The following is a 25,145-nucleotide window of genomic DNA, read 5'->3' as shown; positions in this document are numbered from 1 at the left end:
ATGAATCTTAAGTGTTTTTTAATTGCACTACTCCTTTTCGCAGGGGTAGTGAAGCGGAGCTCTTGCCAGATTTCTTATAACAAGAAGGCAATCGGAGCCATCGGAACGGCACCAAAGACAGGGACTTTTGAAATAAATGCAAGCCTGGACAACGTTGATGTCACCTCGGGTACGCTGAAGATCAGTATCCCGCTTTATGAGATCAAGGTGAACGACATCTCAGTGCCGATTGCCCTGAGTTACTCGGCCTTGGGGATAAAGGTCGGGCAGGATGCCGGGCCTTGCGGAATGGGCTGGGAACTTTCCGCTGGTGGCAAAATTGTATCGAATATTCAAGGCAGGAAAGACGATGCATCTGGCGTCGGCATAGAAAATACCCCTTTACCTGAGGGCATTGAAAATTCGGGCGGGTATGATCCCTTTAATAATGGGGTACATAAAACTTTCACCCAGCATGTTGTCGATGGGAAGCGTGATGCTGCCTGGGATACTTATTCTTATTTTTTGCCTAACGGTAGTGGAGGGACTTATACCAAAAGCGGACTTACATTTCCCTATGATCCGTTGATTAAGATTGAGCATCCCACGACGATTAAGACCACAGACGGTCTGGTCTATAATTTTCTTCCAGGTGATCGTAAGCAATGGAGAAAGCGAACCTACTTTGACCCGAATTCTCCTAGTACACCTCAATATATAGGAGACTCAGATTTTACGAAGGATCCGCAGACTTTCGAATGGAAAGATTATGTATTGTCCAGTATAGAGTCTGTAAAGTTTAAGAGCATGGTGTCTTTTAATTATGAGTCAATCTCTGACACTTCGAGGTTAAACAAAATGGCCAGAGTTTCCACCTCTGAGTCTATTCCATTTTATCGAAACGTGAAAGCCCCCGGAGCCAGTGGAGGTGCTCTTGAAGACCCCAACAGACTTTACAAGATTGGTGAGCCAGTAATTTCACAATCAAAAACCGAATATTTAACACACTCGCGTATAAAATCCATCGATTATCCAAATGGACGTGTATCCTTTGAGTATGGCAGCGATATATTAGGGCGGGACGTGTTAATTACCATACGTATTTACCAGAAGGAAGGAGCGGTGTACACCACATTGAAGCGGTATGAATTCTATTACGATGAAAACGAGGTATCTTACGGACATTACCTGACAAAGATTGATGTTCATGATGCGAACGATGTAAAAGGCAGCCCCTGGGAGTTTGATTATTTCCAGAAAATGCCGGTAGCGCCCAACAAGCACTCTCTGGCGATGAACTCCCAGGATAGGTGGGGCTTTTACAACGGAGTGGTCAACAGAACCTTACTTGAACATCCTGATAGTGTACTGGCACTAAGTCTGATGAATCGTTATCGTATTGCTGAATCAGAGTATGCGATCAATAACAAATTTATTTACTATACACGTCCGGAGGCTACAGATAGGTATGGTTTTTTAAACATGGCTTATTATTTGGGTATACCCAGGTACAAGATCGATTTCGCCAACCGGGGCTTTAACTTCAGCAATGCCCTAAAAGGAACATTAGCTAGTGTAAAAACTCCTGCAGGTGCGAAGTTTGTTTATGAGTACGAACCTCATAAATTCCGTAAGAACGTATATTTGGATGGAGTTCTTACTTCGAAGACTTTTTTCGGTGGTGGCTTTCGCGTAAAGTCCGTCACGAGGAAACTAGAGCATGACAGCTTATACGTTTATACATTATCGGGTAAAGATGTCAAGACCAGATATGAATATGGTGAGGCGAGTCTGGCCCAGGCAGAAACGCCAAGTGTTAAAAACGGATATGGTCAGGTTACTATTCCAGGCAATGTTGTAGGCCATATCTCCAGATATTTCAATGATGCGAACAGTATTTTGTCCAGCTACAGTAATATCATGCTGCTCTCACACCCTGTAAACAATATGTCCCAGTCGGGCGGAAGCTATGCGATGTATGGTTCAGTTACGAAGTATATAACGAACTCGGCAAGCCAGGGAAGATACGGCAAAACTGCATATTTTAATTATTTGCCTGTTTACGATGCTCCTGATTATATATGGACGGCTGCTGCTTTGAGTTCTGCGATAGACAATATAAACCTGCCTTTGATTGTGCCCAATCCTGGCGTGCAAAAGGAGATCCAGAATAAAACCTATGCCGAGCTGGAATATGCCTTCAAGAATAACGTGTATAATGTGGTGAGGCAAAAGGAAAGCAGTTTCAAATTTTTCAATGCTCCTTTGACACCGCAAAATAAAACCCTGTCTTTCTTTGTGACGATGTCTTCACAGCTATCCGGCCCGCTTCCGGCCAATACACCGGGAGGTGCGATCACTGACAATCCAATTTCTGAAGAATCTTTATTTCTTTATAACCAATGGTCAAGTTGTGGTTTAGGGATGGCAGATTATTATTCTAAGTGCCAGCTGGCAGACGAATCGCGAACACCTCATTTTCAAGGTAAATACACGCATGAATTTGTAAACCTGGCCGGATTGTCAAACTGCATCCGAAAAGACAGTGAAAAGATAACCGTGTTTGACGACAATTACCTGACCCAGAGCATCACTGAGGTGAAATATAATTACGACAATCCGGCACATTTGCTGCCTACCAGGGTAGGGGTTAAAAATTCACTTGGGGATTCAGTGATCACGACCACCAAGTATGCTCAGGACTATACGGGCGGTAGCTCAATAATTGAAACCATTAAGAGCAAAAATCAACGTCTGGCCGATCCGATCGAAGAATATACCACCTTTAAAAAAGCTGGGGCAGGTACAGCGTACATAAAAAACTGGATCATCAACACCTATAAATTGGAGGAAGATGCTATTTATAACGACAAGGTTTTCCAGCGTAAGCTAAGCAGCGCACAAGTACCATTTGCAACATCCGGTTTTAGTGGAGATGAGGGCAGTATCAATCTCGCCGATTTCAGACAACAGGTCAGTTATGATCTGTATAAGAAGGGAAATGTCCATAAATATACAGAGCTGAATGGAAGTTCCAATGTAATCCTCTGGGGTTATGATAACCAATTACCGGTGGCCAAAGTGAGCAATGCGAACAACACCTCCAGTGTGAATGATCCGAATGGCAGGTATACAAGCGCAGATGTGGCCTATACCAGTTTTGAAACCAGTGACGCAGGCAACTGGACTTTTACAGGTACACCGGTATCCGATGTCTCCGGACCATCGGGTAAAAAGGTATACTCACTGGCTACAGGAAATATCACCAAGACGAACGGAACTCCTTCTACTACCAAATACATTCTTTCCTACTGGTACAAATACGCAGCTTCGGTTACTGTAACCGGCGGCACAGTCAGTGCAGCGGTTGTAAAGAACACTTATGGAGAATGGAGCTATGCAGAACGTGAAGTAAGTGCGGTCAGTGGTACGGTTACCGTATCCGGCACAGGCTATATCGACGAGCTAAGGTTCCATCCTTATGAGAGCCAGATGACCACCTATACCTATGAACCCCAGATCGGGATTTCCGCAGTAATCGACCCCAAGGGAAAGCTGCAGTTTTATGAATATGATCCGAAGCAGCGGCTGAAGAATATTAAGGACCAGGACGGAAACATTGTAAATAGCTACAAGTATCAGGAGGCCAGCGGGCTATAGTACCAGTAACCATCAAAAACAGCGATTATGAAAACGATATTAAAAGTGATGACCTCACTTGGCCTGCTCTGTATGATACCGGGACTAGTGCCTGCCCAGCAAAACAAGGTGATTTCCAAATACGAGAAGCAAAAGGAAATTACTGCAAATACGAGCATTACCTTGAGTGAAGGTTTTGAGGTAAAGGCAGGGGCAGAATTCAGGGCTTATATCAGCTCAAACCCCGGCGGAGAGCTCAATTATGCCCTGAACCCCTCAATGAATACTATTGTCAGCTATACGACCAGAGTGCCGGGGATCATTGAACCTTCGGATCCAAAGAATGGCATCAACCAGGTGATAGTGGATGTACAGACTCTAAACCATTATGGGCAACTGGTAGAAACCCAGAACGTGAAGAGTACCCCTGATTTTAAAGATGTGATCACGATTACTGAATACGACGATGCAGACCGGCAGGCAAATAAGTACTTGTCCTTCGCCTATACCTCGGGAAAGAAAAACTTCTTTACAAAGGGCTTTAGCTTCAATGTCGAGAGCTACTATTCATCTGCCAACATTCCGCTGTCTATGGAGGCCAATGCTGAGCCAGTGCACCGGACGGTATTTGATGGTTCACGACTGAACCGGATTCGGGAACAGAGCTATGGTGCCGGTTATGAGATCGGCTCTGATAAGACAACAAAGTATGCTACGTTGATGGGGACTAATGATGTGGCCAGATATGATGTGCTGGTCAATTCCTCCACCGGGGCCCGAAAACTGACCAGGACCGGCAATGCCAAATACAGTGGCAGTGAAATTTTGATCAACAGCTTCAAAAATGAGAACGTTGCCCTGGCGTACTTGGCGGGAACGGTGCACGAGTACAAGGACAAAGACGACCGGGTGATCCTGCGGCGGCATTTCAATATAGTAGGATCGATCCAGGAGACGCTTTCAACCTATTACGTATATGACGACCTGGGCAACCTGAGCTTCGTGCTTCCACCAAAGGTTGAGGCGGACGCAGATGGTATTCCCAGCCAGAGCACGCTGGACAACCTGTGCTACCAGTACCGTTACGATGACCAGAACCGGATGATCGCCAAAAAAGTACCCGGCAAGGGCTGGGAGTTTATGGTGTACAACAAGCTGAACCAGGTGATCATGACGCAGGACTCAGTGCAGCGGATGAAGGCGCCGCAGGAATGGAGTATCAGCAAATATGACGGGCAGGGACGTTCAGTCGTAACCGGCATCTATACCCACACGGGCAGTACAGCAGGCACCAGTTACTTAGGTGCTATTCAGAGCAGTGCCGATGCAGTAGCCAGCCAGTATGAGACCCGTACCGCCACTGGTACCGGCTATACCAGCGTTACTTACCCGACTACCCTGGCGGTAACCCTTTCCATTAATTATTACGACGACTACAATTTTCCAGGGGGCAATCCATACCCTTACAGCGGCAGCGATGCCTCTGCGATGACCAGGGGCCTGCTTACCGGCAGCAAGGTGAACGTACTGGGTACTACCAATATGCTGTGGACGGTGAACTACTATGACCGGGACGGCAAGGTCAGCCATGCCTTTAAGCAGCACTACAAGGGAAGCACAGTAGTAGCGGGCAATTACGACGAGATCAGCACTACGTACGACTTTACCGGGGCGGTACTTTCTGCCACAAGAAGCCACAAGGTAGCCGGAACCGAACAGTTAAAGACACTGGACGAATACACCTACGACCATCGGGGCAGGAAGGTAGACAGCTGGCAGACGATCGGCAGTGGTACCCGGACATTGTTGTCCAGGCTGGAATACGATGACCTGGGGCATGTGTACAAGAAGAACCTGCACAGCTCTAACAGTGGCAGCTCGTTCCTCCAGACGATTACCTATGCGTATAACACCCGTGACTGGGCGAAGAGCATGACTGCCCCGCTATTGGCTATAAATACCACCTTTCAGCCGAATGGCAATATCTCTACGTTCAGCTATACTGGGCAATACGGCGGCAGCCGCAGTTTTACTTACGGCTACGATAAGCTGGACCGGCTGATCAGTTCAACCTATGCTACCTCAGGCTCAGGGGGGACGGTAACGGCAAACAAGCTGAATGAGGAGATTAGTTACGACAAGATGGGCAACATCCTGAGCTTAAAGCGGGGACTGTCTACCAACACCCCGATCAGCTATACTTACGCGAACGGTGGGATGAGCAACCTTTTGAGCAGTACCTCCGGCGCGGTTGCAGGCAGCTATACGTATGACGGCAATGGCAATGCGCTTACGGATGGTAAGCGTGGGGTCACCTCGATCAGCTACAACCGGCTGAACCTTCCTCAAAGCGTGACCAGGAGTAGTGGTGGCAATGCTGCTTACACTTACGATGCGACGGGTACGAAGCTGAAATCGGTACAGGGTACGGTGACCAGGGAGTATATCGATGGCATCCAGTACACCGGAGGCAACCTGGAGTTCTTTGCTACCGAAGAAGGGCGTGCGCTGAAGAACGGAAGCACGTACAGTTACGAGTACAATCTGACAGACCATCTTGGCAACGTAAGGGTATCGTTTGATAAGCACCCGACGACGGGGGCAGCCCGGGTGATCCAGGAGAATGAGTATTATGCTTTTGGATTAGATACGATCAATTACATATCGGGAACGAAAAATAATTATCTTTATAACGGTAAAGAGGAGCAGGACGTTCTTTCAAATATGTATGACTACGGGGCGAGGTTCTACGACCCGGTGATTGGGAGGTGGCAGAGTGTGGATCCGTTGGCTGAGCAAGGTAGAAGATGGTCTCCTTATGCTTATGCGTTTGATAATCCAATCTACTTCATTGATCCCGATGGTATGTGGCCAGGTCCAAATTTCCTGAGTGATACCTGGGCTTCTGCTAAAAATTCTTTTAAAGGCTATTTCAAATCTATAGCTCATGCAGTTCAGAATCCGGGAGCTACTGCTAGAGCTGTTGTAAATAATGTTAAAAGTATGTCCGTAGGAGAACTGTTGGTGTCACCAGTTACAAAATCTCCCGGAGCACATGTGTTAAAGACTGAGTTTGCGGCAGCCAAAGCAATTATTCAAGGTGATGGTAAAGCTTTTGGGAATATCATTGGTCGCGAAACAGCTAATACTGCCACTGTTCTTGCTACGGCAGCAGCAGGCGAGGCTATTGGAGGTACGAAAGCGTTAATTCCGAAAGCTAACAATCCGGTGCCAAACGAGTTAGCGAGAGTTGTTCCTACTGCGGATGGTATTACTACATTGGGAAAGCCTGGTACTCCTGATGTATTTGTAACTGCTGCTAGCGATATCAAGGGTTTAAATTCTAGTCAGATAGCGACTAAGCTTGCAATTCCTGAAAGTCAAACTGGATTTACTATTTTTACCTTTCCTACTCCAACTGGAGGGATTGCGACTCCAATATATAGATCTGATCCCGGATTTGTAGGTTTTGGTAGAACGATGGGAGGTGCGAGAGAGTTTACGATCCCGAATCAACCAATACCTGCTAATGCAACAAAAAATGTAATACCATGATGATAAATTCAAGCGAAAAAAAAATTACAGGTAATTGGACTTTTAATGGTCAAAAAATGGTAGAGGATGAACAATGTAAGAGAATATATTGGCTACGTGATAACCACTTAACGCGTATAACCTCGGATCAAAGTGGCTGGGACGTTTTATACCAAGACCCAGAAGATATGAGATATTGGGAGCTAATTTATGAACATAGTGAATTGCAAGGGGGCGGCCCTCCTTCATTAATACAATTATCAAAAGAAGATGCTGGATCAAAATACGCTATATAGGCAATTCTAACCTTATGATGATAGTTGAATGAAATAAAAATTGCTTGATCTTAGACGGTGCAAAAGTTGTTTTAAGGAGGCCCTAAGCGAATAATGGATAGCAAAAATGAATATTCAGGAATGACAGTTAATGAACGCTTATATGTTAGCGGATTATCTGACGGGTATTACGAAGCCGTGAAGGAAAAGGATATTGAGTCAGCTATTTCAATACTTAAAGCAGTTGATTTGGGCGAAGAGAATATTAAGGCCATTTTGAAGTTTAGTGGATTAATTGGCGATGACTATAAATAACCTCCAGGCTGATGCGAGCTTGTCGCTTGTGACCATAGTCTGTTTATTGAAGCAAGCTTTGATGTTTATCTGATAGTCAAGTTTGCTAATTAGCTAACAGGCTGCATAAACACTTATGCAGCCTGTTGTTGTTTTTATACCTGCTTGCCTTCGCTCGGGGCGAAGGAAGAAAACCCTGCGAAATTTAGGTTTAACGAAGCGACCGGCATGACCTCTGTGATTAAGCCTTTATCAATAATTATATGATCGGGATGCCCGATAAGGTAATCAGTAATGCTGAAGGCATTTACGATCTTGGTGTAAGTCACCAAAAACTCCAGCAGTTTAAAATTATGAATCTAACTGTCACCGGGAAAGGCCAGTATTTTATGGCATACACCAAGATAAACGTACTGGACACGGCTAACATGCTGTGGGTGGTGAACTACTATGACCGGGACGGCAAGGTCAGCCATGCCTTTAAGCAGCACTACAAGGGAAGCACAGTAGTAGCAGGCAATTACGACGAGATCAGCACTACCTACGATTTTACCGGGGCAGTGCCTACCGCCACAAGAAGCCATAAGGTAGGCGGAACCGAGCAGTTAAAGACACTGGACGAGTACACCTACGACCATCGGGGCAGGAAGGTAGACAGCTGGCAGACGATTGGCAGCGGTACCCGCACATTGTTGTCCAGGTTGGAATACGATGATCTGGGGCATGTGTATAAGAAGAACCTGCACAGTACTAACAGTGGCAGTTCGTTCCTTCAGACCATTAGCTATGTCTACACAAACCGTGACTGGCTGAAGTCGTCTACTGCCCCTCTTTTCACACAGAAGCTCACCTATGAGCCCAACGGCAACATCCTTCGTTACAACTACATCGGTCAATACAGCGGCGACAAGTATTTCAATTATACGTACGATGCACTGAACCGGCTGACCAAAACCTCTTATAACTTCGGCCCCATCGATGACAGCGGCGCAGTATCGCGCGTAGCTGGCGGAAGTGCCAAATCATCGGGGGTGATGTCCCTGTCCCTGCCTTACTCTACCCTGAACGAGGAACTGGTGTACGACAAGATGGGCAACATCCTGAGCTTAAAGCGCGGGGTTTCAACCAATACCCCGACCAGCTATACCTATGCGAACGGCGGGATGAGCAACCTGTTGAGCAGTACCTCGGGGGCGATAACCGGCAGCTATACCTATGACGGTAACGGCAATGCGCTTACAGATACCAAACGTGGCGTGACGATCAGCTACAACCGGCTGAACCTTCCTCAAAGCGTGACCAGGAGCAGCGGCAACGCTGCCTATACCTACGATGCGACGGGCACGAAGTTGAAATCGGTACAGGGTACGGTTACCCGGGAATACATCAGCGGTATCCAGTACACCGGGGGCAACCTGGACTTCTTTGCGACCGAGGAAGGGCGCGCCTTGAAGAACGGCAGTACCTACAGCTATGAATACAACCTTAAGGATCATCTGGGCAACGCGAGGGTATCGTTTGACAACAATGGCGGCACCGCCAGGGTGATCCAGGAGAATGAGTATTATGCCTTCGGCCTGGATACGATCACTTACATATCGGGAACAAAAAATAATTATCTTTATAACGGCAAAGAGGAGCAGGACGTTCTTTCAAATATGTATGACTATGGGGCCAGGTTCTATGACCCGGTGATTGCCAGGTGGCAGAGTGTAGATCCGTTGGCGGAGAAGATGCGCAGGCACAGCACTTACAACTATGCCTTTGACAACCCGATCAAGTTTATTGATCCGGATGGGATGAGGCCAACGGGGCCTGGAGATCCATCAAGTTGGGCGACAAAAGCTCGGGATGCTGTATTTAGACTATTGGGTTATAACAGCAATTCAAATCAAGTTGATCAGGAAGAAAGGAGTGATAGATACGCAAAACTTAAAAAGGTTACGGAGACAAAAGAGGATATGAAAACTGTAGCAAAAGCTACAAAGCCGGCATCTAAACTTATGGCACGGAAAACTGCACCAATATTAGAGCAAACTGGTGCTGCTGTAACTGGCGTAGCATATGCAGCAGCACCAGTTACAGGTGGCAGTAGCTTAGTTGTCGTCCCTTATGCACAAGCTGTTGAAAAAGCAGGAACTGCAATTCAATTTGCTCTTGATGTAAATGATGGGAAGTACAAGGATGCTGGTTTTACAATAATTTCTGAAGGAGTTACAGGAGCTTTAGGGAAAACTATTGATAAAGCAGCGGATGCGGAAGATTACAAAAGGAGATAAGGGCGTTTTAAGTTTTATTTCAGAAGCATGGGGTAAAGTAGCAGACTTCGTTTATGATAAATCAAAGGATGAAAAATAAAAATGAATTTTAATGAATTAAAGATTTTTGTAGGCGGAATTGGATTTTTAACTATTGGTATTTGGCTATTCTTTAATATGCTAAAGGATACTAGGTCGGGTTTCAGAAGTAGTTTTGGGCATGATATTCAAATCTACGTTGCATCTGTGATGAGTATAGTATTAGGATGTATATTAATTTTTAAGTGGTTATTTTGAGGAAATGTCAGGTAAATATGAATAGATTTACGCATTAAGATGATGATCGTAGTTATGTTAACCATTAAATTTTCGACATTATGAAAGCCAAACTCAAGAGTAAGTGTAGATACCCCACTTTCCCAACAGCACTAAAATAAACAATTATGCACTTCTTCTTTCTTTGAATTCAATTGGTGTGCAGTCTCCCAAACTGGAATGTGGATGGTTGTTGTTGTAATCCTGTTTCCATGCATCAGCAAGCACCTGAACTTGAGCTAAATCCTCGAAAATATAGGCATCAAGGATGTCTTCCCGAAATGCCTTATTAAAACGCTCGCAATAGCCATTCTGCATCGGCTTACCTTTCTGAATCCGTTGGTGCTGAATCGAGAAGTCCGAACAAAAGCCTGCAAAAGCCTTTGCTACGAACTCAGTCCCATTATCGGTTCTGATAGCACCTGGTTTCCCATACCACTCAATTGTTCGCTTGAACAGCTCGACAACTTTCTGGGAAGGAAAGCTAAAGGATGCATGGCATAGCAGGGCTTCACGGTTATAATCATCAATGATGTTCAATATCCGCACCTTACGACCATTCTCCAAACGATCTTCCATGAAGTCAGCGCTCCAGGTAATGTTTGGAGCCAGCGGTTGCAGCAAAGGAAGTTTTTCCGGGTTGGGCAATCTACGCCTGATTTTCCGTCTTCGTTTGTTCATGCCCAGTTTAACATAGATCCGTTCAATTCGTTTGTGGTTCCACTCAAAACCCTCCCTGCGAATCCGCTTGGTATATTCCGGGCAGCCACGCGTGGGAAGTTTGGTTGCATATTCACGTAATTTATCTTCTACGGCACTGTCGTCACGCACCGATTTATAGTAATAACCCGATCTCTCCAGTTCGACAAGTTTACATGCCCTGGCAATGCTGATTTGCGCTTCACACCTAATCTCATCCACTAAATCACGCTTTTGACAAGGCCTTAAAGCTTTTTTTCAATCACGTCCTTTAGGATCCGGTGGTCAAGGCTTAGTTCCGCATACATCTGCTTTAACTTAGCATTTTCACGCTCCATCTCCTTGTACTTGCGCAACATCTCCGCGTCCATGCCATCATATTTGCGTTTCCAAAGGTAAAACGTATTCTGACTGATGCCCAACTCACGACAGATATCTGCCGCCTTCTTGCCCCCTGCGTGTTCTTTCAGAACCCCGCTGATCTGGCTCTCGGTAAAATTTGATTTCTTGATTTCTCAGTTTAAATTTAATAACTTTCAAACTGTTGGAGTTTTGGGGGGACTTACAGAGGTCATAACCTTTTTGAAGGGCAAAGGCTTGGACTACTATAAAGAGCCGATCCCTGATTACATATTAAAAGAAATCAAAAAGAAATACCCAAAGAACTGGGAGGAATACGCCCAGAAGTATTAATAAAGTACCAACAAGCCCCGGTTGATTCAACTGGGGCTTGTTGTTTAATGCGAATATGCTTTATCTGTTTTATGAAAGCAATTAGATTTTTGGATGGAGAAAAGGCATGAATAAAATTAAATTTACTCATCTTTTAAATGAACAGACAGATTACAGACAAAGATTCTTTGCCAAATTACAGGGTTTTTGGAAACTTGGTAAAAAATAAAATATGAAAAGTATTATTGCAATGATTGTCCTCTCAATAATTAGTTCATGCATCTCTAAAGAGCGAGGCAATCAAGAGGCAGAAGCGTATCCCACTTTGGATACAATTAAATTTATCGATGTTAAAACTAAAAATATTAGTTCTCAATGTTCATCTGTTATTGGGGGATATTATTCTAAACTTGGAATTTTAATCTCAGATTATTATATTTTAATGGACAGCTTGTCTGTTGACTTAAATGGGGATAGATATGCTGATGCCGTTGCCATATTGTCTCCTAGATCATTGGAGCCTGTCGAAAGCAAATGTGATTTTTCTTTTGATCCAAAACCAAAAAGATTATTAGTGGAGATTATAAGAAATAGTAACGGGAAATCAAAAATTAGAGGAGTCTATCCTAATGTTATTTCAGATATTGGGGGTGTTCTTTCTCATTATAGTGGGATTTTTATAACTAAAGATGGATTCAAAGTGATTCATGAAGCTGGGTCAAATTACTCCTGGAATTATTCGACTGAATTCACAATTACAAACAACCGTCTCACAATCAAAAGTATATCTAAGACGTGTTCACATGGAGATAAAGTAGATAGTTCAATATGTCGGTATAGGGGTCTAAGTTTAAACAAAGTAAATATACCCGATACTTTGAATAATCAATGTAACTGTGATTTACTATGGTCTAAATTGGACAGATAGCTAACGAGTTGTACCGGCACGTTGTTGTCGAGACTGGGATATAACAACCCTGAGTATTTATCTATAAGAGAAACCTGACAGCACCAACTGCAGCTTGATGGTAACGGCAATGCGCTTACGGAACGCGAGCGAAGAGTGACCAGGAGTAATGGTGGCAACGCTGCTTATACTTACGATTCGACGGGTACGAAGCTGAAATCGGTACAGGGTACGGTGACCAGGGAGTATATCGATGGCATCCAATACACCGGAGGCAACCTGGAGTTCTTTACCGAAGAAGGGCGTGCGCTGAAGAACGGAAGCACGTACAGTTACGAGTACAACCTGAAGGACCATCTGGGCAACGTAAGGGTATCGTTTGATAAGCACCCGACGACGGGGGTAGCTTGTGTGATCCATGAGAACGCTGTTGGTTGGAAAGGCCAAGCAACCGTCGAAGGAGTTAAATCTTTTACTTTGCAACTTTCAGAGTATGTTGGAAAAGAAATTAAAGGATTCTCATATTCATCTAACGGTTCTGTAAATGCTACAGATGTGCTGTTAGGAGCTTATCAAAATAACTATACGACATCTTATGGTTCAGTTGGTGGGCTCATAAAAAAATATGGAGATAATTTTTCTTTTAATAATGTGTTATAAGATTTTCACACTCATCTTGGGGGCAAATTGGGAGCAACTGAATCTGCACCCGAAATTTCACAGGACGTTAGGAGTATGCGAAGTGATAAGCCACAAATCCCAAATGCAAGATTTATTATATTGTACAGAATTCCAGGCCAGACAGTACCAGCAGAATACGATTATATCCATAATTAAATACATAAAGGTAAAGAGATGAAGAGATTATTAATTATTTGTACTTTGCTTTGTATTTCAACAAATATTCTTTGCGCCCAGAATAAAACAATTAAAGGAAGGGTAGTTGATAAAAATTTGGAAACTTTGCCATACGTATCAATTGTCATTAATGACACAGTTAAAGTTGGTAAAACAGATTTAAATGGTTTTTTTCAAATAGATATCCCTATCTCAGTAAAAAAATATCATTTGAATCTGTTGGATTAGATGTTGCAACTATAAGGCTTGTAGATCAATGTAATGAAGTGGAGGTTGTAATGATGTTAAGGGGTACTTATGATTTTACAACAATGAAGAGAGTAGATAAACTTCGAATGAAAACATTCAGGAAACTACCCCAATTACATAAGGAAGCATTTGAGAAAGGTATATTCAAAACAGATAAAGCTTGCTATGCACAAGAGTTTATTCCTTACTACGAGAAAATACGATAAGGGCGTTTAGGGCATTGATAAGCAATCATTAAGTCTAATAGCGATAAATAGAACCTGTGAAGATTTTTGTGTAAATGGTCAAATCCTATAATAGGAATTCATGTACGTTATCCGGGTTTATCACCTTCGTATCCGTTCCCTGGTAAGCTTCTAAGAAAGTTTTCGAGAATTTTGCATGGGTATTTACATTCCACTTCATTTCATAAGCCTTCATAACGCCGTTCCGTTCCTCGATATAATCTATTTCCTGCTGCGCGTGCGTGCGCCAAAAATACCGGTTGCAATTAACCAGATGGTAAGCAAGGTATTTCATGCGCTCGCTGATGACGAAATTTTCCCACAGCGCGCCAATATCCTGCCTTAAGTTAGCCGGGCTGAATTGATTGATAACGGCATTTCGTAAGCCGTTATCATAGAAATAAAACTTCCGGCTTTTCTTCAATTCATTACGAAGATTGCGGCTTAAAGCGCCTAATCTGAATACGATGAAGGATTTTTCCAGTAAATCGATGTATTTCTCTGTGGTCTGATTGTCCAGGCCGGTCAGTTGTCCAAGTTCATGATAGGACACTTCACTGCCTACCTGGAAAGCCAGTGCCTGGACGAGCTTTTCCATTTTATCTGGTTTCTGAATGCGCTCCCAGGTAAGAATGTCCTTATAGAGATAACTGCCGGATAACTGTTTTAACCTGGTTTCTTCTTCTCCGGGATTGTTAACGATTTCCGGATAATATCCGTAAACCAAACGATGGTTGAGCTGACGCCTTTCCTCCAGAAGACCATGATGGTTCGCCATTTCCTCAAATGAAAAGGGATACAGTTGATATTCCCATTTACGCCCGGTCAAGGGCTCGTTGATGCTATTTGCAAGCTCGAAAGCTGATGAGCCGGTAGCGACGACTTTCACTCCGGGAATCTGATCGACAATCAGCTTAATACACAAGCCAATATTTTCAATGCGCTGTGCCTCATCGATCACGAGTGTTCCTGCTTTTCCGATCATTGATCTTAATAAACTGGCTGTTGGACTGGCCAGTAGTGACCGGATGTCGGCCTCATCACCATTCCACCAAAGTATGTTGCCTTTGAACTCTGGTGAGAGCTGACGCATCAGCGTACTTTTTCCCACCTGGCGTGGACCGAGCAAGATTATGGCCTTTTCATCGGAAAGGTGCTTTTTGATCACATCTGTTAGCGCACGTATAATCATAAAATTGCGATTTCATTCGCAAAAATAATATAAAAATTGCGATTGCATTCGCAATTTTTGCAATTTGGCGTTGAGGCGATAAATTGCCTGTTTAAATTTATTCATATTTCCTATTGGCAATATCTATCCGTCTCTAATGATTGCGGGGCATGCTCGCGGGCAATCAATAGATTTTGTTATTTTTGATCATCTAAAATGCTCCATGATGCGAAACCCAGTACTCTTATTCTTTTTCTTGTTGTTTGGTTTGCCAGCAAAATCTCAAGTATTTGAACGCGGATTTTATGTTGACAATAGCGGGACAAAGTTTGACGGAGAAATCAAATACGATTTCAGAAATTCACATAAACCTGTATCAAAAGAATTGCAATACTTTACTTTTAAGTCTTCTGCCACAAAAGCTGTCAGATTGAATGCAGATGAAGTTCAGTATTTTGTCATTTCCGGTGAGAAGTATTTACCGAAAGGCGGGTCTTCAACTGTATTTGTCCACGAGGTGTTTAGCGGGCCGGTAAAAGTCTATGCCCAATACAAAATGTCCCGAACAGCTGGCGGTTTTTATAATTCGAATGGTATTTTTATCAATTCTTCATCCGGCAAGGTTACTGCAGATTATACCTATGGCGATAATCCCGATGATGCCGCTGAGGTTAACAAAGCAAATTTTGTAGAAGTAATGACAAAAGCCACTACCGATGTTCCGCAAATTGGACAGCTACTTAAAGACGGCATTTATACAATCAAGAATGTTGACGAAATGATTGCAATGTATTGGACAATCAAAAGACGTAAGGTTTAATAGAGGGTAGTTTGCGCAGAGCACTATTCATACCCAATTGCGATCAACCGGCACCTACCCCAACTACGCACTGAGTCCGCCATGAGTACGGGGTGAGTACGCCTTTTCCCTGTAAAAAGGCGTACTCACCCCGTTAATATTGTCTTTTTGATACGTATTTGGCTTACTGGCATGTCTGCTTCAGATCATCGGCAGGATATAACTTATTATTAAAGAAAATGGGGTAAGATTGACGGAAAGAACATTATCGCCTGGTTGGCCCTTTGATACAACGGATTTACAACTTTAACGATTGAATGAGCCTTTATTTCCCGCTTTGGTACGTAGATTGGGAAAGGATGTGATATATTTACCAGATACATTTAACCCTAACTGATGAAGCCGGATAAAAACTACGATTCCGAGTTCTGTGGCTCTTTACCCATTCACCAGATCAACCTGGTACAGGACTATGGCTACCTGCTGCTGCTTGAAAAGACTGACCTGAAAGTAATACAGGCCAGTGAAAATACAGAAGCTGTTTTTGGCCGGCCGGTCAGGGAGTTGATCGGGACTACTGCGGATGAGCTTTTCACCGGTACCGATATTGAAAAGATCAGGAAAGTCCTCGGGGATGAGCTGGGGGGCCGTATCCCCTTTAACTTCGCTTTGAAGGAAAATAGCCCTGGAACAGACGGCGCAGGGGCGCGCAGCAAAGACTATCATGTCCTTATGCATATCAAGCCGGAATACCTGGTCCTGGAGCTCGAAGCAGTTCCGGTCAGTGAAAAGAGGGACTTTACTGATGTGTTCCAGGAAGTGAGGTACATCATCTCTTCTATTGACAAGGCAAGTACGGTTGAAGAGGTCTGCCGCACAGCCATTCACGAGCTGCGCAGGATATCCGGTTTTGACGGCATCCTGATGTACCGTTTCGATGAACATTGGAACGGAACTGTAATTGCCGAGGAAAAAGATGAACGCCTGGAAACCTATATGGGGCAGACTTTTCCGGCATCGGATGTGCCCAGGCAGGCACGTGAACTTTATCTGAAAAACCCTTACCGTCTGATACCTAACCGCGAATTTGAGCCTGTCAAGCTCTATCCGGTGATCAACCCGCTGACGCATGCCTTCACCGACCTTTCGGACTGCAACCTGCGCAGTGTGGCTGCGGTGCACCTGGAATATATGAAGAATATGGGCATTAAGGCCTCGATGTCGGTCCGTGTAATCCACGAAGGCAGGCTCTGGGGGCTGATCTCCTGCCACCATATCACGGCCAAATACCTGGATTATGAGACTTGTTCCCTATTTGAATGGTTGTCGGGGGTGATATCAGACAAGATATCGCTGATCCTGAACAAGGCCGGGTTTGAGCTTGCCGGAGAATTGCAGGCCAGGCGTACAGCGCTGACCGACCATATTTACGCCACGGGAAATGTCGCGGAGGCACTGGCCGGTCTGGATATGGAGGGACTGCCCGACTTGTTTAAGGCTGCTGGTGCTGCCGTTGTGGTCAATGGCAGGACAAGCGTGATCGGTAATGTCCCTGAAAGGGACGCGCTGGACAATCTGTTGCTCTGGCTCGAAGGCAGGGAGGTAGAGCAGGTATACCATACCGATAACTTGCCGGGTATTTACGAGGAGGCGGCGCAATATGCCGGGGTCGGCAGTGGCCTGCTGGTGATACCCATAGATATGCGACGGGGAGAGATGCTGATCTGCTTCCGGCCTGAGGTGGTACAGGACATCCATTGGGGCGGCGACCCCAACAATGCCATCCAGTTTGATCGGGACGGCAAAAACTATCACCCGAGAAATTCGTTTAAACTGTGGAAGCAAACGGTGCGGCAGCATTCGCTGCCCTGGACGCACCAGGAGCTGGATGTTGCAGCTTCACTGCGTAATTTCCTGTTTGAGTTCCGGATGAAACAATTATACAATTAGTGGGAAAGACAACAAGATACGACCGTTATATCGTGGCCATTGGTGCGTCTGCCGGTGGGCTGGAGGCTATCCACGAGTTTTTCGACCATATGCCCCAGCACCCCAGCTTTTCCTTTATCGTGATCCAGCATCTTTCTTCCGATTACAAAAGCCTGCTGGTAGAGCTCGTCGCCAAGCATACGCACATGAAGGTGTTCGAGGCCACCCATGACATGAGCATACAGGTGGACTGCGTGTACATTATCCCGAACAACAAGCTGATGACCGTGAAAAACGGTAAGCTGAAGCTGGCGGATAAAAAACTCATTAAAGCACCAAATACAGCGATAGATACCTTCCTGCATACGCTGGCTGCGGACAGGAAGGAGAAGGCAATTGCGGTAATCTTGTCCGGGACCGGGTCGGACGGGACCAAGGGAATCCGGAGCATTAAGGAGCAGGGTGGAATGGTAATGGTACAGGACCCCCTGACGGCAAAGTTTGACGGGATGCCCAATAGTGCCATCGCTTCGGGAGACGCGGATTTCGTACTGCCGCCTAAGAAAATGCCGGAAGAACTGTTCAACTATATCCAGGAGGAGCCCGTCAACGTGCTGGAAAACGGCAAGGTCGATGAGAAACTGCTGGATAAGGTATTTGAAATGGTGCACGAGCAGAGCGGCAACGACTTTAACCTGTATAAGACACCGACCATCATCCGGCGTATCGGGCGCAGAATGTCGCAGCATGGCCTGAAGTCTCTGAAGGAGTTTGTAGGCTTTCTGGAAGGAAACCAGGAAGAGGTAAAAGCGCTGGGACAGGATTTCCTGATCGGGGTGACCAAGTTCTTCCGGGACGCGGAGGCTTTCCGTTTCCTGCAGGAGGAGATATTGCCCGGGCTGATCTCGGGCAAGGTTCCGGGCGAGCCGCTAAAGATCTGGGTATGTGCCTGCAGTACCGGACAAGAGGCCTATACGGTGGCAATCATCGTCAATGAGTGTCTGAAAAAAATGGGCAGGCGCCTGGACGTGAAGATCTTTGCAACAGATATTGACGAAAAAAGTATAGAGATTGCGGCAAAGAACCGCTATCCTGAGCACATCCGAAAGGAGGTGCCTGCTGAGTTGCTGAAGACGTATTTTATCCGCGAGGGAAAGCACTACAGCCTGGTGCCGGAGATCAGGAAGCAGGTGGTATTTGCCCGGCATGATGTGATTAAATCGCCACCCTTTATCAAAAACGACCTGATCACCTGCCGTAATATGCTCATCTATATGAACGCTGTATTACAGAAGAAGCTGTTGTCTATCTTTCATTTTTCGCTGAACAAGCGGGGCTTCCTGATGCTGGGTTCAAGCGAGACGGCGCAGGGAATGAAGGAAGGCTATTCGGAGTTCTCCGGTAAATGGAAGATATACCAGAAGGACGGCGTGGTGAACTATGCGGCCTTCAATACCTACAGTACCTCGGGAAGAATGCTTTCGCAGGCTGACAAAGGGAAACACAAGGCATCGGAGCCCGAGGAGCATCCGGCGCAGGGGCGCTTTAACAAGTTCCTGACGGCGCACCTGGGATATGCCGGGATATTGATCGATAAAGGCTATATCATCAGGGAATCGGTCGGGGACTATGGCAGGTACCTGTCTTTGCCGTCTCAAAAAGTGGAGTTGAACCTGCTGCTGATGGTGCCGAAGACGGTTTCTGTATTGCTCAACACAGCCTTGCGGAAGGCATGGAAGGAACAGTTACCTGTACACCTGGGCCGGATCAGGCTGCAGCGCGGTGGGGAGGAGCGGTTGGTAAACTTGTCCGTGCAACCTCCTGAAAACGGCGACGGGCTGACTATGGTGGTATTCAGCGAGGCGCCTGGCGAGGTGCTGAACACCCGCGAGGAACAGGACCTGGTGCCCTTGTCGGAAGAACATCAGACCGAATATGTATTTGAGCTGGAGGCCGAGCTCAACGAGACCAGGAGTAACCTGCAGCTTGCGGTGGAGGAAATGGAGACCACGAACGAGGAGCTGCAGTCTGCCAATGAGGAGCTGCTTTCTGCGAATGAGGAACTGCAATCGAACAACGAAGAATTACAGTCGCTGAACGAGGAACTACATACCCTGAATACCGAACACCAGCTGAAGATCAGGGAACTTCAGGAACTGAACGATGATCTGGACAATTATTTCAGAAGCACGGATATCGGGCAGGTTTTCCTGGACGCCACGCTCGTCATCCGTAAGTTTAACCCTGCAGCGGTCAGTATGGTAAACCTGATCGAAGCGGACATAGGACGTTCGATAGAGCAGATCTCCAACAATATTGTTTCTGAGAACCTCACGACGGACGTAAAGGCTGTGCTGCTGACGGGACGGGTGGTAGAAAAAGAGGTGCAGCTGGTGAATGGTAAACGGAGCCTGATGCGGATCATGCCTTATGTACGTAAGGATATGCGGAAGGATGGGGTGGTGGTCACTTTTGTGGACATTACCAGCATCACTGCGTTGAACAACATGATCACCGGGGTGTTCAACGCCAGCCTGAGCGGGATACTTGCCTTCTCTGCGGTGCGCAACCATGATCACTTTATCGTGGACTTTAAGTGTCTGGCCCATAATGAGACTGCGTTGACGCTGCTGCACAGGACCGAAGGTGAACTTTCGGGCGCTTCACTCGTGAAGCAGCTGCCTGAGCTGGTAGAGGGTAACCTGTTCAACCGGTACATTAGCCTGGTGGAAAAGGGGGTGCCTGTAGAGACAGAATTTGTAATAGGTGATGCGCGCTGGTTCCACCTGGTGGCGGTAAAGATGGCAGATGGTTTTGCTGCGACCATAACGGATATTACCGATCAGAAGGCAGCCGACCGTAAGCTGAGGAAGAACTATAACGAACTGATCTCTGCCCGGGAGAGTCTCCGGAAGTTAAATGCGGAACTGGAACTGAAGGTAATGGAGCGTACCCGGAAGCTGTCTGAAAGTGAGGAGCGTTTCATGCAGGTGTCCAGGGCGACAAACGATACGGTATGGGACTGGACGCTGGCAGACAACAAAATGTGGCGCAGCGAGAACCTGGAAAAGATGTTTGGATACGGGCATTCGAAAGAAACCGGTTCCATCGGTTTCTGGTTTTCACACATTCATCCTGATGACAGAAGTGGCGTAGAGGAGAGCATTTTTCATGCGATCAATTCCGGTGCCGCGCAATGGTCGGAGCAGTACCGTTTCTGCAAGGCGGACGGCAACTACGCAACGATCCTGGACAGGGGCACGATTATGAAGGATGATTTTGGCGTGCCCTTCAGGGTGATCGGCTCTATGATCGACATCACCAGCCTGGTCAACGCACAGAAACAGGTCAAGCAGCAGCAGGATGAGTTTAACCGCATCTTTAAAAGTGCGCCCGCACTGATCAGCATCCGCAGGGGTGCCGGCCTGGTCTATGAATTCGTGAACAATGCCTTTGCGGAGTTTTACGGGAACCGCGACTATATCGGCAAATCCTCGCTGGAAGCCGGCTGGGAGATGCATCCTGGCCTGGCCGAACTGGAACAGAAAGTGCTGAAAACAGGAGAACCGGAAGTATGGCGGGCTTTTCCGCTGCACCGTCCCGGCAGTGAGGAGGAGCGCTGGTTTGATTTTACGTTTACGCCGGTCTACACGGCTGACGAAGAGATCGACGGTATCGCGTTCTTTGGTTTTGACGTGACGGATATGGTAAAGGCGCAGCAGAAGAAGGACGAGTTCCTGAGCATTGCCAGTCATGAGCTGAAAACCCCGGTAACCAGTATCAAGGGCTTCCTGCAGCTCGCACTGCGGCTTTGCAGCGCAGAGCCGAATGCCTCGGGGCTGAGGACTTATATCGACAAGGCGAACCGGCAGGTAGACAACCTGACTTCCCTGGTGGCCGACTTGCTGGATGTGACCCGGATACAGGCCGGCAAAATGGCGTTTGATTACGTGCATTTCAGCATGAAGAAAATGATTGAGGAATGTGTGGAGGACATGCGGAATACGTCGGGATACGATATTGTACTTGTACACCTGGATGATGTACTGGTGGAAGCAGACCAGCGCAGGATTGAACAGGTACTGAACAATTTCTTGTCGAACGCGATCAAGTACTCGCCGAATGTGCAGCGGGTAGAGGTATTTACCCGAGTTCAGGGGGATGTGGTACGGGTTTCCGTGCGTGATTTCGGGATTGGTATCCCCAGGGATAAGGTAGACCATGTCTTTGACCGGTTCTTCCGTGTGCACGATACTACCTTTAAGTTTGGCGGACTCGGGCTCGGGTTGTACATCTCGGCAGAGATCATGGCCCGTCACGAAGGAAACATTGGCGTAGAGAGTAAGGAGGATGAAGGCTCTGAGTTCTGGTTCGAGCTGAAGGTGGCGGGTAATATTTAGTTTTTAGTATCTTCGGCCTGATGGATAACGCTAACGAAAATTCACAGATCTTTACCCGGATCTATGACCAGAACCTCTGGGGTGGCAGTAAGGGAAAATATTATTCCGGTTCCGGCTCTCACAATGCACATGTCCGGGGTTATGCGAAGACGATCGCCGGTTTTATTACCTCGAATGATATCCAAAGTGTAGTTGAGATCGGCTGTGGTGATTTCAATGTCAGCAGTCAGATACTGGCGCTTGCGGCCCGGGCCGGGCATGCAGTGGATTATACCGGTTATGATGTGGTGGAAGGGCTGATTGAGCGCAACCAGCAGGAATTTTCGGGGCCTTCAGTAAGATTTTTCTGTGCGGATGCCTGTACCGCAGCGATTGCGCCGGGAGACCTGCTGATCATCAGGCAGGTTTTGCAGCACCTGAGCAATGCGTCCATTTTACAGATCGTCAGGAAGTTTGGTAACTACCGTTATGTGATCGTTTCGGAGCACCAGCCCGCCTCATTTTACGGTACGCAGATAGTACCTAACCTGGATAAGGAAACGGGGGCGTCGATCCGCGGCGAGAAGATGTCGGGGGTTTACCTGGACCAGCCACCGTTCAACTGCCGGGTTACGGAGACGATTTATTCGATGCGTGAATACATTGCCGGACTTCATGCGGCGATCAATACCTTTGTTGTTGTGCCCGCGGGTGCTTAACATTGCACCTTTTCATCTTCAGACCCGTTTGAAACGGTCCTTGAGTCTGAGTATAGGTTTTTCTACCAGGTAATGTGAGGCCAGGCCGATACCGATGGCGACGAAGAGGTTCTGGGGAAATCTGTTGACCCAGAGATCGTTCTTGTCGGTCAGGAACAATTGCTGCCATACATACAGGGAATAAGAGGCGATCCCCAGGCGGGATATTACAGGAGTGTTGAAAAAGTCTGCGGGCCCGGAAGGGACATACATCGCCCAGTACAGCAGGAACATGATGCTAAAGTTGTTGAGGGTAATGCCTATGGTGAGGTTGTAAGCCGCCTGCCCGTACCAGGTGAGCAGGGGAGAAACGATAAACAGAAAGCAGGCGACGGCGGCAATAAGCCTTTTGTCTTCTACATACCGGAGATATTTTTCGCGGAAACCGGGCAGTTGTTCCAGTAATGCGGCCAGACAACCGGTAAGAATGGCGTCGCCACCTGTGTGCAGCATCTCGCTGACATGGGGCCTGCTGCCCGGAAGGAACAGGAAGGTAGCGACCCTCAGCAGGGGCATGACGGAAATCAGGATCAGGACTGCCCTGATGAGCGTCCTGGTGCTGAGCTTAACAAAGGTAACCGGCCAGAGCAGGTAGAATTGCTCTTCCATGGACAGCGACCAGAAGTGTCCCATGAACCAGGTGCCTTTATCGATACCGTCCAGGTTGCCGATGAAAAGGTGCTTGTAGTTCCAGAGGTAGAAGGACGCGAAAAGGATGAGTGAGTAATTGCTGAAAATATCAGGAATAAGGGTCCATTTCAGTACAAGGATTACAAAAATATAAAGGAAAAAGGTGGGGAAGATGCGGAACATCCTGCGGATGTAGAAGTCTTTCAGGCTCACTTTTCCGGTTTTTTCCTGCTCCCTGATGAGCAGACGGGTGATGAGGTAGCCGCTCATGACAAAGAATATCCTGACGCCCATATGCCCGAATCCGGAGATGTAGTAGACCAGTTCCCGGTAACTGGCCTTGAATACCGGGGTGGTCTCAAAAACATGGGCGATGAGCACCATGATGATAAAGGTGCCGCGGATGCCGTCGAGGCTCCTGATCCTATCTTGCCCTGACATATTTTACTTTTTTTGAAAGTTTGGCGGAGGGTTTCTCGATGTATCTCCAGAAGAGCAGCGCGCAGCAGAAGCTAAGTAAACTGGCACCGATGAACAGCAGCCAGTTGAGCCCCGGCGCGGTGTAACGCTGCAGCAGGTTAATGAACTTGATGCCTATGGGAAAGTGGATGAGGTACAGGGAATAGGAGATCTCGCCAAGGAAGGTAAGCGCGGAGTGGACAGGTTGTCTGTACCCGAGCATCAGCAACAGGGTCGCTGCTGCGGTAAGTGCTTCGCCGGTCCCGTAAAACAGGAAAGAAAAGACGATCAGGAGACCGAGGAGAAAATACTCCAGGTGGCTGTCTGTGTTTTGTATGTATATCCTGAAGCCGATAATGCCAGTCAGAAAGAAGGGCATCCACGTGAGCATATCCAGGCATGCGGGGCCAAGGTACCGGGACAGGAACAGAAAAAGCGGAAGGCTGACCAGAAGCGTCGCTTTTGGAAATTTGTTGAGCAATGGAAAAAAAAGCCCGATGAACAGGTAGAACTGTGCCTCGATCTTCAGTGTCCAGAATACGGGGTTTGCGCTTGGGGCATGAAGAAAGAAAAGGCTCTTAACTATGGAAAGTGGTGTTTCGGGATTGGGCAGGTGGCGGTAGTGGTAAGAAATTGCAGCAATAATGAGGCTGATGGCCAGTGCGGCAAGGTAAGGGGGGTGTAGCCTGAGGAAACGTTTGGAAATAAAGGTGAAATAATCGTTCAGCTCATATTTCCCCATGTGCATGCTATAGGTGATCACAAATCCGGAGATCAGGAAGAATATATGGACGGCAAAGCGAAAGTAAACTTCCATAGCGGCAAACATTTCAGGGAATGTTCCCCCGGTACCTGCCGGCTTTCCGAAATGGGCGAAGCAGACGGCGGTGACGGCCAGGCCCCGGAGGGCTTCTACTACGGTTATTTTTGACGGTCTTGACATATACGAGCGCTACTGATATCTATTTCAGGAACGAGGCGAAAATACTGGATGCTTTGGGGTCTTCATTTGTTCATTCCGTTCATTTTGGGCGTGTTCAGGGGCGCTTTGTGCCTTGGGACGGACGATATTATAACTTTGGGTTGATGTGCTTGAAAGGCCTTCTGAGACACTGTT

Annotated in this window: 18 protein-coding genes; 13 read left to right on the top strand and 5 right to left on the bottom strand. The window is 46.7% G+C overall.

What is annotated here, in order from left to right; all coding sequences use genetic code 11:
- The 5 genes from P2W84_RS14975 (at position 1) to P2W84_RS14955 (ending at position 10,000) form a co-directional block, all read left to right on the top strand.
- Positions 1-3,639, top strand: coding sequence for a hypothetical protein (locus tag P2W84_RS14975; protein ID WP_276090963.1), 3,639 nt, complete (start codon positions 1-3; stop codon positions 3,637-3,639).
- Between the two features lie 27 nt (positions 3,640-3,666).
- Positions 3,667-7,173: a polymorphic toxin type 10 domain-containing protein gene (locus P2W84_RS14970; protein ID WP_276090962.1), complete on the top strand. Its 3,507-nt coding sequence runs from the start codon at positions 3,667-3,669 to the stop codon at positions 7,171-7,173.
- A complete protein-coding gene (locus P2W84_RS14965; RefSeq protein ID WP_276090961.1) occupies positions 7,170-7,448 on the top strand; it encodes an Imm27 family immunity protein in 279 nt (92 codons plus the stop codon). Before P2W84_RS14970 ends, P2W84_RS14965 begins: the two co-directional genes overlap by 4 nt.
- Before the next feature lie 93 nt (positions 7,449-7,541).
- Positions 7,542-7,742: a hypothetical protein gene (locus tag P2W84_RS14960; RefSeq protein ID WP_276090960.1), complete on the top strand. Its 201-nt coding sequence runs from the start codon at positions 7,542-7,544 to the stop codon at positions 7,740-7,742.
- Positions 7,743-8,074: 332 nt separating this feature from the next.
- A complete protein-coding gene (locus P2W84_RS14955) occupies positions 8,075-10,000 on the top strand; it encodes an RHS repeat-associated core domain-containing protein (protein ID WP_276090959.1) in 1,926 nt (641 codons plus the stop codon).
- Between the two features lie 420 nt (positions 10,001-10,420).
- On the opposite strand, the gene P2W84_RS14950 is transcribed toward P2W84_RS14955, so the two are convergent.
- On the bottom strand, positions 10,421-11,215 hold the full coding sequence (locus P2W84_RS14950) for an IS3 family transposase (protein WP_276090958.1): 795 nt from the start codon (positions 11,213-11,215) through the stop codon (positions 10,421-10,423).
- Positions 11,216-11,238: 23 nt separating this feature from the next.
- Positions 11,239-11,463: a transposase gene (locus P2W84_RS14945; protein ID WP_276091374.1), complete on the bottom strand. Its 225-nt coding sequence runs from the start codon at positions 11,461-11,463 to the stop codon at positions 11,239-11,241.
- On the opposite strand from P2W84_RS14945, the gene P2W84_RS14940 reads away from it, so the two are divergent.
- From P2W84_RS14940 to P2W84_RS14925, 4 genes are all read left to right on the top strand, one after another.
- Positions 11,408-11,686, top strand: coding sequence for a hypothetical protein (locus P2W84_RS14940; protein ID WP_276090957.1), 279 nt, complete (start codon positions 11,408-11,410; stop codon positions 11,684-11,686). The two genes, P2W84_RS14945 and P2W84_RS14940, sit on opposite strands and share 56 nt — an antisense overlap.
- Before the next feature lie 211 nt (positions 11,687-11,897).
- Positions 11,898-12,593, top strand: coding sequence for a hypothetical protein (locus P2W84_RS14935; protein ID WP_276090956.1), 696 nt, complete (start codon positions 11,898-11,900; stop codon positions 12,591-12,593).
- A 135-nt stretch (positions 12,594-12,728) separates the two neighbouring features.
- The gene (locus tag P2W84_RS14930; protein ID WP_276090955.1) at positions 12,729-13,232 is read left to right on the top strand and encodes a hypothetical protein; all 504 of its coding nucleotides are present in this window, start codon (positions 12,729-12,731) and stop codon (positions 13,230-13,232) included.
- Between the two features lie 195 nt (positions 13,233-13,427).
- Positions 13,428-13,658, top strand: a complete 231-nt coding sequence (locus P2W84_RS14925; RefSeq protein WP_276090954.1) for a hypothetical protein — start codon at positions 13,428-13,430, stop codon at positions 13,656-13,658.
- Positions 13,659-13,970: 312 nt separating this feature from the next.
- Here the strand turns inward: P2W84_RS14925 and P2W84_RS14920 are convergent, their stop codons facing one another.
- Complete coding sequence (locus P2W84_RS14920; RefSeq protein WP_276090953.1) at positions 13,971-15,095, bottom strand: ATP-binding protein; 1,125 nt, start codon at positions 15,093-15,095, stop codon at positions 13,971-13,973.
- A gap of 136 nt (positions 15,096-15,231) precedes the next feature.
- Here P2W84_RS14920 and P2W84_RS14915 point away from each other — a divergent pair, with 136 nt between their 5' ends.
- From P2W84_RS14915 to P2W84_RS14900, 4 genes are all read left to right on the top strand, one after another.
- Complete coding sequence (locus P2W84_RS14915) at positions 15,232-15,894, top strand: hypothetical protein (RefSeq protein WP_276090952.1); 663 nt, start codon at positions 15,232-15,234, stop codon at positions 15,892-15,894.
- 375 nt (positions 15,895-16,269) lie between these two features.
- Entirely contained in the window at positions 16,270-17,823 is a 1,554-nt protein-coding gene (locus tag P2W84_RS14910; RefSeq protein ID WP_276090951.1) for a GAF domain-containing protein, read from the top strand.
- Complete coding sequence (locus P2W84_RS14905; protein WP_276090950.1) at positions 17,823-22,202, top strand: chemotaxis protein CheB; 4,380 nt, start codon at positions 17,823-17,825, stop codon at positions 22,200-22,202. The genes P2W84_RS14910 and P2W84_RS14905 overlap by 1 nt, the downstream gene beginning before the upstream one ends.
- 20 nt (positions 22,203-22,222) lie before the next feature.
- Positions 22,223-22,900 carry a class I SAM-dependent methyltransferase gene (locus P2W84_RS14900; RefSeq protein WP_276090949.1) on the top strand — a complete coding sequence of 226 codons (678 nt, stop codon included), beginning with the start codon at positions 22,223-22,225 and terminating at the stop codon, positions 22,898-22,900.
- Positions 22,901-22,918: 18 nt separating this feature from the next.
- On the opposite strand, the gene P2W84_RS14895 is transcribed toward P2W84_RS14900, so the two are convergent.
- A complete protein-coding gene (locus tag P2W84_RS14895; protein ID WP_276090948.1) occupies positions 22,919-24,010 on the bottom strand; it encodes an acyltransferase in 1,092 nt (363 codons plus the stop codon).
- Positions 23,994-24,971, bottom strand: a complete 978-nt coding sequence (locus P2W84_RS14890; RefSeq protein WP_276090947.1) for an acyltransferase — start codon at positions 24,969-24,971, stop codon at positions 23,994-23,996. The genes P2W84_RS14895 and P2W84_RS14890 overlap by 17 nt, the downstream gene beginning before the upstream one ends.
- Positions 24,972-25,145: the final 174 nt, after the last annotated feature.

The sequence above is a fragment of the Pedobacter sp. JY14-1 genome (genome assembly GCF_029269825.1).
In the GTDB taxonomy this organism is placed as follows: Bacteria; Bacteroidota; Bacteroidia; order Sphingobacteriales; family Sphingobacteriaceae; genus Pedobacter.
Note: the sequence above shows the minus strand (reverse complement) of the source record. Positions and strands in the feature narration are given on the sequence as shown.

Bases quoted from the DNA above. Each gene is read 5' to 3' on its own strand.
- P2W84_RS14935 (WP_276090956.1), top strand. From the start codon at position 11,898: ATGAAAAGTATTATTGCAATGATTGTCCTCTCAATAATTAGTTCATGC.
- P2W84_RS14940 (WP_276090957.1), top strand. From the start codon at position 11,408: ATGCCCAACTCACGACAGATATCTGCCGCCTTCTTGCCCCCTGCGTGT.
- P2W84_RS14955 (WP_276090959.1), top strand. From the start codon at position 8,075: ATGAATCTAACTGTCACCGGGAAAGGCCAGTATTTTATGGCATACACC.
- P2W84_RS14890 (WP_276090947.1), bottom strand. From the start codon at position 24,971: ATGTCAAGACCGTCAAAAATAACCGTAGTAGAAGCCCTCCGGGGCCTG.
- P2W84_RS14920 (WP_276090953.1), bottom strand. From the start codon at position 15,095: ATGATTATACGTGCGCTAACAGATGTGATCAAAAAGCACCTTTCCGAT.
- P2W84_RS14910 (WP_276090951.1), top strand. From the start codon at position 16,270: ATGAAGCCGGATAAAAACTACGATTCCGAGTTCTGTGGCTCTTTACCC.
- P2W84_RS14965 (WP_276090961.1), top strand. From the start codon at position 7,170: ATGATGATAAATTCAAGCGAAAAAAAAATTACAGGTAATTGGACTTTT.
- P2W84_RS14975 (WP_276090963.1), top strand. From the start codon at position 1: ATGAATCTTAAGTGTTTTTTAATTGCACTACTCCTTTTCGCAGGGGTA.
- P2W84_RS14970 (WP_276090962.1), top strand. From the start codon at position 3,667: ATGAAAACGATATTAAAAGTGATGACCTCACTTGGCCTGCTCTGTATG.
- P2W84_RS14925 (WP_276090954.1), top strand. From the start codon at position 13,428: ATGAAGAGATTATTAATTATTTGTACTTTGCTTTGTATTTCAACAAAT.
- P2W84_RS14915 (WP_276090952.1), top strand. From the start codon at position 15,232: ATGATTGCGGGGCATGCTCGCGGGCAATCAATAGATTTTGTTATTTTT.
- P2W84_RS14900 (WP_276090949.1), top strand. From the start codon at position 22,223: ATGGATAACGCTAACGAAAATTCACAGATCTTTACCCGGATCTATGAC.
- P2W84_RS14895 (WP_276090948.1), bottom strand. From the start codon at position 24,010: ATGTCAGGGCAAGATAGGATCAGGAGCCTCGACGGCATCCGCGGCACC.
- P2W84_RS14960 (WP_276090960.1), top strand. From the start codon at position 7,542: ATGGATAGCAAAAATGAATATTCAGGAATGACAGTTAATGAACGCTTA.